Consider the following 13401-nt stretch of genomic DNA (forward strand, 5'->3'; position numbering starts at 1 on the left):
ATGAGTCAGCGCACTCATTCCCCCATGCAGATTGCCATGGCGCAACTCAATCCTCTTTTAGGGGATTGCGTTGGCAACGCGCAAGCGATTTTTCAGGCAGCGCAAGATGCCCATCAACACGGCGCCAGTCTACTTTTAACTCCAGAGCTTTCTTTAACTGGCTACCCTCCAGAAGATCTATTACTGCGCCCCGGATTTATTCAAGAGACACGGACTGTACTTGAGTCTCTATGCGAACAACTTCAAGAGTTGAGTGGATTAACCGTGATTGTGGGCCACCCCTGCGAATCCGATGCGGGTCTGCGCAATTCAGCATCAGTTATTCAGAATGGCAAAGTGATTGCCACTTACTTCAAACAGGAATTGCCCAATCACGAAGTATTTGATGAGAAGCGTTATTTTGTGGCGGGTGAGAATGCCTGCGTTTTTGATCATCACGGTTTAAAACTAGGTGTTTTGTTGTGTGAAGATATTTGGCATCCAAAACCTGCGCATTTAGCAAAAGATGCTGGCGCACAAATGCTGGTGGTACTCAATGCTTCACCCTACCATCTGCAAAAAGAACAGACTCGCTACGAACTACTCAAAGAGCAGAGTCAAGCCTGCGGTTTACCCATCGTTTATCTCAATATGGTGGGCGGACAAGACGAACTCGTCTTTGATGGCGGATCCTGCGCGGTGAACTCCCATGGCGAGCTGGTGTTTGCCATGCCGCAGTTTCAGGAAGGGGTCGGATTTATTGAGCTTATAGGAGGCGAACCACAACGAGGCGAGATTACTCCCGCATTAAGTCTCGAGGCGCAAGTCTATGCCGCGCTCGTGATGGGGACGCGTGATTATGTCCACAAAAACCGTTTTCCAGGAGTAATTCTTGGCTTGTCGGGTGGCGTGGACTCCGCTTTAGTCTTAGCGATTGCAGTCGATGCACTGGGCGCAGAGAAAGTGCGCGCAGTGATGATGCCCTCGCCCTACACCGCTGAAATTTCTTGGCTCGATGCCCGTGAGTTGGCATCCAACTTGGGCGTGCAATACGATGAGATTTCGATTCAGGAGCCGGTGAAGGCTTTTGAAGATGCTCTACAAGCACAGTTTTCCAATTTACCGAGCGACACCACCGAAGAAAATATTCAGGCACGGGTGCGTGGCACGATCTTGATGGCCCTCTCCAATAAAACGGGTCGCTTGGTTCTTACCACCGGCAATAAGAGTGAGATGGCCGTTGGGTACTGCACTCTTTACGGCGATATGGCTGGGGGCTTTGCGGTGATTAAAGATATTGCCAAGACCTTGGTCTATCAATTATGTCGCTATCGCAATCAGATCAAACCAGTGATTCCAGAGCGAATTCTGACGCGCCCACCGTCGGCAGAACTGCGCCCCAATCAAACCGATCAAGATAGTCTGCCACCGTATGAGGTGCTTGATGCGATCTTGGCGCGTTATATGGAACAGAATCAATCAAGCGCTGAGATCATTGCAGCAGGCTATGATTCTGCGGCAGTGCAAAAAATTACCCGCCTCATTCAAATCAATGAATACAAACGGCGTCAGGCGCCCCCGGGTGTCAGAATTACTGCACGCGCTTTTGGCCGAGATTGGCGCTACCCCATTACTTCTGGAGCGAAGCTCTAGACCTAAAAAAAGTGGGGACATGAATAGGTCATGATCCTTGAGTATGATGGAGGCAAAGGAGACACTATGAAACTGATTACATCCATTATTAAACCGTTCAAACTTGATGAGGTCCGTGAGGCACTTGCCGAAGTTGGCGTTACTGGTCTGACGGTCACTGAGGTGAAGGGCTTTGGTCGCCAAAAGGGTCACACCGAACTCTATCGGGGCGCCGAGTATGTTGTCGACTTTTTACCCAAGGTGAAAGTGGAAGTGGTTGTGGCCGATAACTTGGTGGAAACCGTCACCGAAGCGATCATCAAAGCAGCGCGTACTGGCAAAATTGGCGATGGCAAAATTTTTGTGAGCCCAGTTGAGCAAGCAATCCGGATTCGTACGGGTGAAGTGGACGACGCAGCTGTTTAGAAAGCCACCTCTTCCAAAACAATGCTCTTGGCGTTTGGGTTATCAATTTTCACTTTATAACCCTGAAAAAAGAGATCCGTTTGACCTAAGCCAGCGGTCATCACTACAAAGGGGGCCTTTCCATAGAAGGAATATGAGCCCCCTGCTTCTAAGCTCTTTTTCTCCAGTTTGCCGCTTGCATCTTTTACACAGATCGTTTGGGCACTTCGGCTTTGCACATAGACCATATTGCCAGGCTTTGATGCGCTAGCCATACGGTAACTTTTTGGACTGGCATCTTCCGATGGGCAAGTATTCGTCGCCTCTGAAGTAACGAGTGCTGGGGCGTTGGCACTTGGTGGTGCCGGACTTACTACTTCTTCCTTTTTAGACTCTGCTGCAATCGTTTCCGATGGCAGTTTCGCAACCTCTACTGACTTCACTGGCTGTGGTTGATTCATATTCAGAGCCACCATTCCAATGGCGGCGACGATTGCAGCACTACCAAAGTAGATGAGAGTGCGATTCTTTTTAATAATTGGCTTGGGCGTCTCATCAAACCGCTCGAGCTGCTCCACCTTTTGGTCTTCAGTCTTTTTTGGAGTCGTACGTTTAGGTTGAGAAGCTTTCTTCTGAGACTCTTTTTTCTCAACAGGCTCAGAAGAATTTGCTTGTGCCTCTAGTGGCGAAGATAGACTTGCCACTTCCTTTGAACTCTCTTGACGGACTTTTGCAGCTTCGATCAAGTCAGGTCCAAAATCAAATACATCCTCTTGGCTGATGCCCAACTCATCGGCTACCCGTTTTGCTGCATTCGCTTTAATCGCCAAGGAATAGAAATGGCTTTTCTCACCATTTTCAAGCTGCTCAATTTGTTTAGTCGAAAAGCAAACCTTGCTCGCTAATTCGGAGACAGTGAGACCCTTGGCTTCACGAGCCTTTTTAAGAACCTCTCCTCGAACATCTGGAACGCGTTTATTCATCACCAAATGCGTCTCACTTTTATATAGTTTTTATAATTATTTGTAATTGAATCAATGCCTTGTATATCAATCGTATCGGCTTAATTACTTCAGAATATGACATGAATAACAATATTTGGCTATCGGCCCTAGGGCTAATACTTACCTTGTTAAATTGGACTCCAAATAGAATTTCACCAAATCCTGAACCGAGTTCGCTTGCATTTTTTCCATGACCCTGGCCTTGTGGACCTTAATCGTGGCATCGGTCGTGCCTAAGCGCTCAGCAATTTCTTTATTCATGAGGCCCTCCACGAGTAAGGTACACACCTCCTTTTCTCGAGGTGTTAGGGTATTGAAGTTACGCTTGATCTCGCCATCTTTTAAATTACGTTTGAGTTGTTTTTGGTCGTAATCAAGGGCTTGATCGATAGCTTGCAAGAGCTCATCAATATTGAAGGGCTTAAACAGAAAATCCAGCGCACCTTTTTTAAGACCTTTGACAATCTGCTGGGGATGGCTTTGGCCACTCAAAAACACAATCGGAGTTTTACGACCTAGCTTTTCCAAGCGCTCCATTAAATCGAGACCACTGACATCCGGCATTTGCATATCAAGCACGATCACAGCTGGCGCAACTGGTAATGAATTTTGTAAAAACGAAGTGGCACTCTCAAAATCTTGTATCGAGTAACCAACATCGCGCAACATCCGCGCCAATGAATCTCTCATCGAGTTGTCATCATCGATGAGATACACGGTGCCGGTTAATCGCGTCATGGCTTATCATTACCTTGAAATTACTTATAGATCAACAATGTAACCCCCCATAACTGGACTGGCTATTAGCTATAAGGCTAATTTTGCTGGATATCCCTAAAATACCTTTCTACATCAATACGTGAATCACAATCCCATGAGAACTTATCTTTGTATTGTTTGCGGCTTTATTTATGACGAATCAGCAGGCCGCCCCGAGGATGGCATTGCACCTGGCACCAAATGGGACGATGTCCCTGCCGATTGGGCCTGCCCTGATTGCGGGGCAGGAAAAGACAGCTTTGAAATGATGGCAATTTAATCGCGGAGACAATGATATGGCAGACCAAAAACAAACCCCAAAACGCATGAATGAGCGTTCACGCATGGTGACCGAAGGGGTTGCACGCGCACCCAATCGATCCATGTACTACGCGATGGGCTACAAAGAGGAAGATTTTGTGAAACCGATGGTGGGCGTGGCCAACGGCCACTCCACCATTACCCCATGTAATAGCGGCCTACAAAAACTAGCCGATGCGGCAATCGATGCTCTGGAGAAAGCGGGTGCCAAAGCCCAAGTCTTTGGTACTCCCACAGTTTCCGACGGTATCGGCATGGGCACGGAGGGCATGAAATACTCCCTGGTCTCGCGCGAGGTGATTGCTGACAGTATTGAGGTTTGTGTCAATGGCCTCTGGCAAGACGGCGTGGTGGTTATTGGTGGCTGTGACAAAAACATGCCCGGCGGCATGATTGCGCTAGCGCGCACCAATGTTCCTGGAATCTATGTATACGGTGGCACCATCAAAGCAGGCCATTACAAAGGTAAAGAGCTCAATATCGTTTCCGCCTTTGAGGCCGTTGGGGAATTTACCTCTGGACGTCTGACGGAAGAAGACCTTAAAGGCGTTGAGCAAAATGCGTGTCCAAGTAGCGGCTCCTGTGGCGGCATGTATACCGCCAACACCATGAGCTCCTCATTTGAGGCGCTGGGTATGAGCCTGCCCTACTCTTCAACCATGTCCAACGTTGACCAAGAGAAAGTTGATAGCGCCGCCGAATCAGCCCGCGTGCTGGTTCAAGCAATCAAAAACAATATTCGGCCACGCGACATCATTACCAAAAAATCCCTTGAGAATGCGGTCAGTGTCATCATGGCCGTCGGCGGTTCGACCAATGCTGTCTTGCACTTCTTGGCGATTGCCAGTGCTGCGGAGATTGAGTGGACCATTGATGACTTTGAACGGATTCGTAAACGCGTCCCCGTGATCGCCGACATGAAACCATCGGGTACGTATTTGGCACCCGATCTGCATCTAGCAGGCGGCATTCCACAGGTTATGAAGATTTTGTTAGACGGCGGTCTACTCCATGGTGATTGCATGACGATTACCGGCAAAACGATTGCGGAGACCCTCAAAGATGTTCCATCCAAACCAAGAGCCGATCAGAAGGTCATTCGGACCTTAGATAATCCGCTCTATCCCCAAGGGCACTTGGCGATCCTCAAGGGCAATATCTCGCCCGAGGGCTGTGTCGCCAAAATTACTGGCCTCAAGAATCCATCGATTACAGGTCCAGCTCGCGTATTCAACTCCGAGGATGAGGCCATGGAGGCCATCATGGCTCAGAAAATTAAGCATGGTGATGTGGTCGTGATTCGGTACGAGGGTCCCAAAGGCGGTCCCGGCATGCGAGAAATGTTAGCTCCTACTTCCGCTCTCGTTGGCCAGGGGCTTGGTGAGACCGTTGGACTTATTACCGATGGGCGGTTCTCAGGGGGTACCTGGGGAATGGTGGTCGGTCACGTTGCTCCCGAGGCCTTTGTAGGCGGCACCATTGCCCTAATTGAAGAAGGTGACTCGGTCACGATCGATGCGCATAAGTTGTTAATCCAACTCAATGTTCCAGAGGAAGAGATTGCCAAACGGCGCGCTGCCTGGAAACAACCAAAATCCCGGTATACACGTGGTTTATTGGCTAAATATGCCCGTTTAGCAAGCTCTGCCAGCAAAGGAGCTGTTACTGACCGAAATCTGGATTAATTAACTTAACTCGACACAGCCTGAATCGCCCATAGCGAGGCAGGCTGTATGACTACTGTGGCCTGACTAGTGCTTCATGTGCCCAGAACCTGAGCCCATCTCGCGCACCGGTACCTTGATTTCGACTTCACCGGCTTTCTGAAATTTCAGCTTAACTGGGACAGATTCGCCTGCCTTGAGTGGGCTTTTAATATCGATAAACATTAGGTGCAAACCACCTGGTTTGAGCTCGACGGACCCGTTTGGTGGTACATCAATCGCCTTCACCTCGCGCATTTTCATGACGTTGCCATCCATTGTCATGGTATGCAATTGCATCTCGCCAGCGACTGGGGAGCTTGCTGCAATTAATTGATCAGCAGCCCCTTTGTTTTCAATCTTCATAAATCCCCCTGCAGCTTTTTGGCCAGGGGCCGTCGCGCGGGCATAAGGGTGCTCAATCTTGAGTTGCCCAATTCGATACTCTGGGCTCTTCATATCGTTATGCGCCAAAGAGTAGCCTGAGAATACGATCAGAGCGCTTGCTGTCACTGCTTGTAAAAAGTTGATGTTCATATAAATCCTTTCTGTAGTATTTACCATGTCATTGTTTTGGTGCCATCTTTAAATAAGGCGTCACCGGTTACCTTAGGAGAGCCCATCTTGACACCTGGCAATAGGTCGTTTGAGGTCAATCCATAATGCTTTAAACACAGGGGGCACATAATCACATTACCCCCTTTTGCAATGATCTCTTGGAGCATTTTTTGTTGATCGGCATATTTATCAGCACCTGTTTTAACCCCAACGAACACACCTTGATCGGTCAGAAATACGCTTAGAGGATGGCCGTTTTCATTATGGTGCTTACCAAAATTTAGCGCCATCGTGACCCGGTGTGGTTCACCACTGGTGAGACTAATAAAAAGTGGGTCATTCGGTCCCGCAAACACTGACAAACTTAATGCCGCCAGGACCACTGCCAACCATGACCGCATGGTTTGAATCTTCATGCCTTAACTCCCATGAATAAGGTCGCATTAGGGGCAACAAAGCCCCGCCATTGAGTTTAAATGCGAGTATTCTGAGGTGGTCCCTGAGAGGGAAGTTTGACCCAGGCAAAGGGCGTTTTTGGAGAACCCAAATCACGATTGGTGATCAAGGTTGATGCTGCCGGTGCTGCAAATTGAAGGTTCGTTAAGAGACTTGGCAGAACTGCAGACTGTGCAACGCAATAGGGGCAATCCATCGGCGCCAAGAGCGGTTCGCTGGTTTCTAGATCAATGACTTGTTTGGTGGGGCTATCAGCTACGCATATTTCCATCATCACCAAATGATTGGCAGGGTCCCCAAAGGCCTGAGCAAGCGAAGGCATCAAGACGCTCCATGTAAATGCGAGTACCGTCAGCCAATGGGTTAATTTTCGATGGAAAAAAGGCATAGCGTTATTTTATCCAGAATACCCAGGGATAAAAAAAGGGGCTTACGCCCCTTTTCTTATGCGAATGGCAAATCTTATGCCTTCTTCTGCTTGAGCTTTGAAATCAGCGGCCAGAACAGCATAATGAGTGCCAAGGCAGTGATCGTGCCAACCAAGTAGTTGGAGAAGAAGATTCCCAAGCTACCTTGTGATACCAGCATCGCCTGACGGAACGAATCTTCAGCGCGATCACCCAAGACCAAGGCGAGAACCATCGGCGCCATTGGATAGTCGAGTTTCTTGAAAAGATAACCCAAGACACCGAAGCCCAACATCAGCCATACATCGAACATCGCATTGTTCACAGTAAATGCGCCCACGGCACAAATAACAATGATGACCGGTGCAATGATTGAGAATGGGATTCTCAAGATTGAGGCAAAGATCGGTACGCAGGTCAAGACCACAAACAGACCGGCAATATTACCCAAATACATACTTGCAATTAAGCCCCAAACAAAGTCTGGCTTCTCAACGAACAAGAGTGGTCCAGGTTGTAAACCCCAGATCAACAGACCGCCCAAGAGAACTGCAGCGGTTGGCGAACCTGGAATACCCAGAGAGAGCATGGGCAGCAAGGCTGCGGTACCGGCAGCGTGCGCAGCAGTTTCAGGAGCAACAATACCCTCCATCTCACCCTTACCAAAATTAGACTTATTCTTAGCCATTTGCTTGGCAACGCCATAGCTCATAAATGAGGCTGGGGTTGCGCCACCGGGGGTAATACCCATCCAGCAACCAATCAAACAGCTACGCAGCGATGTTGCCCAGTATTTGGGTAGCTGAGCCCAAGTTTCAAAAACCACTTTTGCTTTGATCTTGGCGCTCTTGCCTGAAAACTTGAGGCCCTCTTCCATGGATTGCAGAATTTCGCCAATACCAAACAGGCCGATCACCGCAATCAAGAAATCAAAGCCGCGCATTAACTCTGATGAACCAAAGGTTAAGCGCAATTGACCTGTCACGGTATCCATCCCGACTGCAGCCAAAGCAAAGCCGAGCATCATGGCAGAGAGAACTTTAAAGGGAGATCCTTTGTTCATCCCCACAAAACTACAGAATGTGAGCAAGTAAACCGCGAAGAATTCGGGGGGGCCGAACTGTAAGGCAAATTTAGCAACCAGAGGGGCTAGGAAGGTAATCACCACAACCGCAAAAACGGCACCAATACATGATGATGTGAAAGCAGCAGTAAGGGCCTCACCAGCTTTACCATTTTGAGCCATCGGATAGCCATCAAATGTAGTGGCCACTGACCAGGGCTCGCCTGGAATATTAAATAAGATCGAGGTGATCGCACCACCAAACAGAGCGCCCCAGTAAATACTGGAGAGCATGATGATTGCCGAGGTTGGCGACATCGTGAAGGTCAGAGGCAACAAAATTGCAATGCCGTTAGCCCCGCCAAGACCGGGCAATACACCAATAATCACTCCAAGAACGACTCCAATCAACATCAGCATGATGTTGTAGGGTGACAATGCAACAGCAAAGCCTCCAAATAGCGCGTTAATTTCTTCCACGTTTGCTCCTTTTATTCAGTCTTGTAGGTGGATGCCTTGCTTACTTCAAACCAATAATCGCCAATGGGTTGAACAACGAACCATGTGGCAACGGAATTTGAAACCAATATTCAAACATCATGTAGAGGACAATGCTGACACCAAGTCCAACAGCCAGAGCCTTCCAAACTGCATATTTTCCAAGCCAGACCATGAAAAAAGTGATGTAAATCACTCCAGCAACGTATATACCGATCAGTTGTACGCCCAAAACAAATAAAGCTGCAGGAATCAAAACGGCCATCACTTGGCGAAAGGGCTCTTTCTCAACAAACGATTCCTCAGACAGTTCCTTTGCACGAATCGACTGGATGAGGGTTACGGAGCTACAAACCAAAATAATCAAGCTCAGGTAGAAAGGAAAGTATCCCGATTCTGGGCCATCGCTACCCCACTTCGCCCCAAGCTTTATGCTGCCCACCATTACTACAGCACCCACAATGATGAACATGAGTGCGGTGACGATTTCCATCGTCCGCATGCTAACTACTGAGTCATGGTTTGAATTCTCTGACATTCTTTACTCTTCTCTTATTCGATTACTAAAAAAATAAGACCTCACCATGAGGTCTTATTTCGTTGCCAATAATTACTTCGCCGTAAATCCAGCTTCTTTCATCAACTGAGCATGAGTCGCATCTGCCTTCTCGAGCCAGTTTGTAAACTCTTTACCGGTCATAAAGGTTTGATTGAATGCGCCATCAGCCATAAACTTCTTCCACTCGGCGGTCTCACGGACTTTTTTGAACAAGTCAATATAGAAGTCCACTTGAGCTTGAGTTACTCCAGGCGGCATGAAAATGCCACGTAACATCAGATAGTCGGTATTTACACCCACTTCACGGCAGGTGGGAACATCGTTCCACGACAAGGTTGGAGTAATCTTTTCTTTATAAGGCATACGCTGCGTATCAAATACGCACTGGGCAGTTAAAGTACCAGCACGCCACTGAGCAACGGCTTCAATTGGATTATTGACTGTGGAGTCAACATGATTTCCCACCAACTGCACCGCTACAGCACCGCCACCAGCAAATGGAACATAAGTAAACTTTGTGCCAGTTGCTTTTTCAAGTGCTACGGTGATGATTTGGTCTTCTTGCTTCGAACCCGTACCGCCCATTTTGAACTTTCCAGGTCCTGCAGCTTTAGCCGCATCAATGTAGTCTTTAGCAGACTTATAACCTTTGCCGGTATTGGTCCACAACACGAATTGATCGAGTGCCAACATCGCAACTGGGGTCATGTCTTGCCATTTGAATGGAACACCAGTTGCGCGTGGGGTTGTAAACAGATTCGACAAGGTAATAATGATCTTGTGGGGATCACCTTTGGCTTCCTTGATCGCCAAATAACCTTCAGCACCCGCACCAGCACCCTTGTTCACAGGGATCATGGATTGCTTCATCAGATTATTTTTCGAAATAATGCCTTGAATCATCCGCGCCATTTGATCAGCGCCACCGCCAGGACCAGCGGAAATAATGAATTCAACGGGTTTTGTTGGCTCCCACTTAGCCTGAGCTTGAGCAGTGGTAGTCGCAGCAAAACCAGCTACCAACGCAACGCTCAACAACGTGGATTTGAATTTCAAACGCATGGATGCTCCTCCAAAAAATATTCAAAGTTATTAATTTTGTTATGCAGCAACTTTGATGACTAATTCTTCAATAAAAGTTTTAGACAAAAATTGACAGACATCAACAAACGAAAATTTTCACATAAGTAAAACCCGTACTGACTAGTGAAAACCCGTACTTTAAGCACTTATTTGAGGGGCAAACTGGTGCCGGAAATAGGAATCGAACCTACGACCTTCGCATTACGAATGCGCTGCTCTACCAACTGAGCTATTCCGGCATGAACCTTTGGAAAATACTGCGTTCAGACTGAGATTTTATCCCAGCAAAATCAATGCCTTTGCGAGGCGCTAGGATGAGCGTCTCCCAACGCTTTAGAAACAACCTCGCGCACGTCTGGGGAAAGCCGACTGACTGTTGCTAGGGTCTTTAGCGCCGCTTTCATCGGCTTCTGGTAGCGTGATGCAAACTGACGCCAACGGTCTAAGCCACGGGCCAGTCGCGCCGCTACTTGAGGATTAATCTCATCTAATGCAATCACTTGCTCGGCCCAAAAGGCATAGGTCACACCATCGACCCCATGAAATCCACCTGGGTTACTCAAACAAAATGCATGAATGAGGCTGCGCACCCGATTAGGATTATTCATCTGAAATGCGGGGTGTCGCATCAGCTCTTGCACATGACTAAGCACAGACTGACCCTTGGTTTGCGGGGGTCGCATTGCTTGTAAGGCAAACCACTTATCAACCACGAGCGGGTCTTCCGCAAAGCGCTGATAAAAATCAGCTAAGGCATTCTCAGCCTGGGGTGCGTGAGCGAATACAAGGGCCTGTAATGCCGCAAAACGATCGGTCATGTTGTTCGCTAACTCGTATTGCTCTTCGGCCACCTCATACCAGTGAGTGTCCTTGGTTTCTAAGAGCATCATCAGCGCATCATTTTTGAGAGCGCGCCGACCCATACTCATTGCGTCCGGACTATAGCTCGCTGAGGTTTGGAGCAAGCGGTAGGTCTTTTCCCAGTCGGATTTAAGCGCTTGCGCTAGAGCAGACTTAAAACCTCTACGCGCCCAATGCAATTGCTGAGGGTCAACCAACTGAACCTGCTCATACAAATAGGTTTCGGCTGGCAGTGAAAAGAGGAGTTGTTTGAACGCCGGATCCAATTGCGGATCGACCAACAATTCACGGTAGGCCTCTAGCAATCGCCGATCGGGCTCTCGACCTACCAAAATCAATTGCTGAGCTAGTTTTTGCACAGCCTCCCACCGATTAAATGAATCCGTCTCATAGGCCATGAGAGCGAGCAACTCTGCTTCGCTTTGCTCGTGCTCAATCAAAATGGGTGCCGAGAAATCCCGATTGATCGAAAGCACTGGTTTTGCCGGGATTTGCTTGACTACCCACGTTTGCTCTGACTGGGTTAGCTCTAGCAATACTTCTTGACCAAAATGCTTTGCTTCTTTTGCAGTAATGGATGCGCCCTTTTCAAATAACAAACTCGCCTTCAAGGGAATATGAAATGGTTTTTTGGTCTTCTGCCCAGGTGTTGGGGGGCAATGTTGTTTGAGGGTCAAGCGATATTCTTTCTTCCGAGCATCAAACTGTTCATTGACTTGAACTCGCGGAGTACCCGATTGGCTGTACCAGTTTTTAAACTGGCTGAGATCGCGCTCATTCGCATCAGCCATCGCGGCGATGAACTCATCACAGGTCACCGCCGTCCCATCGTGACGCTTGAAATACAAATCCATGCCGCGACGAAAGCCATCAACCCCAAGTAAGGTTTGATACATCCGTACCACCTCCGCACCCTTCTCATAGACCGTTACCGTATAAAAATTATTGATTTCTTGATACTCATCGGGCCGTATCGGATGAGCCATGGGCCCCGCATCCTCGGGGAACTGTAGCTGGCGAAGTAAACGCACATCATCGATGCGCTTAACCGCCCGACCAGACTCTGTACCTATTTGATCGGCTGAAAACTCTTGATCCCGAAAGACGGTTAAACCTTCTTTCAGTGATAGTTGAAACCAATCCCGACAGGTCACGCGGTTGCCTGTCCAATTATGAAAATACTCGTGGGCTACTACGCTCTCAACATTGGCAAAATCCGTATCCGTTGCCGTTTGCGCATCCGCCAGCACAAACTTGGTATTGAAGATATTGAGGCCCTTGTTCTCCATCGCCCCCATATTGAAATCACTCACCGCCACAATCATGAAGCGCTCTAAATCAAGCTCTAAACCAAAGCGCTTCTCATCCCAAACAATCGATCGCTTTAGCGAGTCCATCGCGTGGTGGGTTTTATGCAGATCCCGCGGCTCAACCCAAATTTGCAATAGTTTTTTATCACCACTATGAGAAGTAATCACATCCTCTGAGCAAACTAATTTTCCAGCCACCAAGGCAAACAGATAAGAAGGCTTTGGAAACGGGTCTTCCCAAATGGCGCTGTGCCAACCATCGGCCAAATCCTCTTTGGCAATCAAATTGCCATTCGAGAGCAAGACTGGGTAATCGGCTTTGAGTGCTCGCATGGTCACGCGGTAGCGCGCCATCACATCGGGACGATCCTGGAAATACGTGATTTTCCGAAAACCCTCTGCTTCGCACTGCGTGAAGAAATTACCACGTGAGACATACAAGCCCATCAATGAGGTGTTTTTCTCAGGAATGCATGCGGTTTTGATTTCAATCACAAAACGCTGCTTGCCTCCTTGAGGTAAACCATGAATCACCAGTCTCCCCGGCGTTAGCTCCAAATGGCGATGCGTCTCGCCATTGATACGCAGGCTAATGAACTCGAGCTCTTCACCATCCAAAATAAGGGGGAGCTCGTCTTTCGAGGTTTGCGTGATCTCACTAGGGATCACCTCAATGCGACTGTGCACAAGGGTGCGTTGCGGCATTAATTCAAAATCAAGCTCTACTTGGCCAAATTGATAATCGGGAGCTTTGTATTGAGAGCGCAAAAAGCGCTTGGCAGAATCGGTTCGCATGGAACGAT

At 48.2% G+C, this 13401-nt stretch carries 13 protein-coding genes and 1 tRNA gene; 4 read left to right on the top strand and 10 right to left on the bottom strand.

The genetic code is table 11. The annotated features are described in order from the left end of the window. Together QUE60_RS06865 and QUE60_RS06870 are read left to right on the top strand one after the other, a co-directional pair. Positions 1-1632 (top strand): NAD+ synthase, encoded by a 1632-nt coding sequence (locus QUE60_RS06865; protein WP_286226511.1) that lies wholly within the window; start codon positions 1-3, stop codon positions 1630-1632. 66 nt (positions 1633-1698) lie between these two features. Next, complete coding sequence (locus QUE60_RS06870; protein WP_286225094.1) at positions 1699-2037, top strand: P-II family nitrogen regulator; 339 nt, start codon at positions 1699-1701, stop codon at positions 2035-2037. On the opposite strand, the gene QUE60_RS06875 is transcribed toward QUE60_RS06870, so the two are convergent. Both QUE60_RS06875 and QUE60_RS06880 read right to left on the bottom strand, forming a co-directional pair. Continuing rightward, positions 2034-2999 (bottom strand): helix-turn-helix domain-containing protein, encoded by a 966-nt coding sequence (locus tag QUE60_RS06875; protein ID WP_286226512.1) that lies wholly within the window; start codon positions 2997-2999, stop codon positions 2034-2036. The two genes, QUE60_RS06870 and QUE60_RS06875, sit on opposite strands and share 4 nt — an antisense overlap. A gap of 141 nt (positions 3000-3140) precedes the next feature. Further along, complete coding sequence (locus QUE60_RS06880; protein ID WP_286225096.1) at positions 3141-3758, bottom strand: response regulator transcription factor; 618 nt, start codon at positions 3756-3758, stop codon at positions 3141-3143. A 136-nt stretch (positions 3759-3894) separates the two neighbouring features. Here QUE60_RS06880 and QUE60_RS06885 point away from each other — a divergent pair, with 136 nt between their 5' ends. Together QUE60_RS06885 and ilvD are read left to right on the top strand one after the other, a co-directional pair. Continuing rightward, positions 3895-4059, top strand: coding sequence for a rubredoxin (locus tag QUE60_RS06885; RefSeq protein WP_108508877.1), 165 nt, complete (start codon positions 3895-3897; stop codon positions 4057-4059). Positions 4060-4105: 46 nt separating this feature from the next. After that, entirely contained in the window at positions 4106-5785 is a 1680-nt protein-coding gene (ilvD, locus tag QUE60_RS06890; RefSeq protein WP_286226192.1) for a dihydroxy-acid dehydratase, read from the top strand. Positions 5786-5851: 66 nt separating this feature from the next. Here the strand turns inward: ilvD and QUE60_RS06895 are convergent, their stop codons facing one another. The 8 genes from QUE60_RS06895 to pepN form a co-directional block, all read right to left on the bottom strand. Beyond that, positions 5852-6340, bottom strand: a complete 489-nt coding sequence (locus QUE60_RS06895; RefSeq protein ID WP_286226513.1) for a copper chaperone PCu(A)C — start codon at positions 6338-6340, stop codon at positions 5852-5854. Between the two features lie 20 nt (positions 6341-6360). Next, positions 6361-6777 carry a DsrE family protein gene (locus QUE60_RS06900; RefSeq protein WP_286226514.1) on the bottom strand — a complete coding sequence of 139 codons (417 nt, stop codon included), beginning with the start codon at positions 6775-6777 and terminating at the stop codon, positions 6361-6363. 56 nt (positions 6778-6833) lie between these two features. Beyond that, positions 6834-7205 (bottom strand): DUF2946 family protein, encoded by a 372-nt coding sequence (locus tag QUE60_RS06905; RefSeq protein ID WP_286226515.1) that lies wholly within the window; start codon positions 7203-7205, stop codon positions 6834-6836. A 74-nt stretch (positions 7206-7279) separates the two neighbouring features. Next, on the bottom strand, positions 7280-8767 hold the full coding sequence (locus QUE60_RS06910; protein ID WP_286226516.1) for a tripartite tricarboxylate transporter permease: 1488 nt from the start codon (positions 8765-8767) through the stop codon (positions 7280-7282). 40 nt (positions 8768-8807) lie between these two features. Then, complete coding sequence (locus QUE60_RS06915) at positions 8808-9323, bottom strand: tripartite tricarboxylate transporter TctB family protein (protein ID WP_286226517.1); 516 nt, start codon at positions 9321-9323, stop codon at positions 8808-8810. Positions 9324-9395: 72 nt separating this feature from the next. After that, positions 9396-10406 carry a Bug family tripartite tricarboxylate transporter substrate binding protein gene (locus QUE60_RS06920; protein WP_286226518.1) on the bottom strand — a complete coding sequence of 337 codons (1011 nt, stop codon included), beginning with the start codon at positions 10404-10406 and terminating at the stop codon, positions 9396-9398. 184 nt (positions 10407-10590) lie between these two features. Continuing rightward, a tRNA-Thr gene (locus tag QUE60_RS06925) sits at positions 10591-10666 on the bottom strand. 51 nt (positions 10667-10717) lie between these two features. After that, positions 10718-13393, bottom strand: coding sequence for an aminopeptidase N (gene pepN, locus QUE60_RS06930; RefSeq protein WP_286226519.1), 2676 nt, complete (start codon positions 13391-13393; stop codon positions 10718-10720). Positions 13394-13401: the final 8 nt, after the last annotated feature.

The sequence above is a fragment of the Polynucleobacter sp. HIN11 genome (assembly GCF_030297675.1).
GTDB lineage: Bacteria > Pseudomonadota > Gammaproteobacteria > Burkholderiales > Burkholderiaceae > Polynucleobacter.

Bases quoted from the DNA above. Each gene is read 5' to 3' on its own strand.
- QUE60_RS06900 (WP_286226514.1), bottom strand. From the start codon at position 6,777: ATGAAGATTCAAACCATGCGGTCATGGTTGGCAGTGGTCCTGGCGGCA.
- QUE60_RS06870 (WP_286225094.1), top strand. From the start codon at position 1,699: ATGAAACTGATTACATCCATTATTAAACCGTTCAAACTTGATGAGGTC.
- QUE60_RS06865 (WP_286226511.1), top strand. From the start codon at position 1: ATGAGTCAGCGCACTCATTCCCCCATGCAGATTGCCATGGCGCAACTC.
- QUE60_RS06875 (WP_286226512.1), bottom strand. From the start codon at position 2,999: ATGAATAAACGCGTTCCAGATGTTCGAGGAGAGGTTCTTAAAAAGGCT.
- ilvD (WP_286226192.1), top strand. From the start codon at position 4,106: ATGAATGAGCGTTCACGCATGGTGACCGAAGGGGTTGCACGCGCACCC.
- QUE60_RS06885 (WP_108508877.1), top strand. From the start codon at position 3,895: ATGAGAACTTATCTTTGTATTGTTTGCGGCTTTATTTATGACGAATCA.
- QUE60_RS06905 (WP_286226515.1), bottom strand. From the start codon at position 7,205: ATGCCTTTTTTCCATCGAAAATTAACCCATTGGCTGACGGTACTCGCA.
- QUE60_RS06915 (WP_286226517.1), bottom strand. From the start codon at position 9,323: ATGTCAGAGAATTCAAACCATGACTCAGTAGTTAGCATGCGGACGATG.
- QUE60_RS06920 (WP_286226518.1), bottom strand. From the start codon at position 10,406: ATGCGTTTGAAATTCAAATCCACGTTGTTGAGCGTTGCGTTGGTAGCT.
- pepN (WP_286226519.1), bottom strand. From the start codon at position 13,393: ATGCGAACCGATTCTGCCAAGCGCTTTTTGCGCTCTCAATACAAAGCT.
- QUE60_RS06895 (WP_286226513.1), bottom strand. From the start codon at position 6,340: ATGAACATCAACTTTTTACAAGCAGTGACAGCAAGCGCTCTGATCGTA.
- QUE60_RS06880 (WP_286225096.1), bottom strand. From the start codon at position 3,758: ATGACGCGATTAACCGGCACCGTGTATCTCATCGATGATGACAACTCG.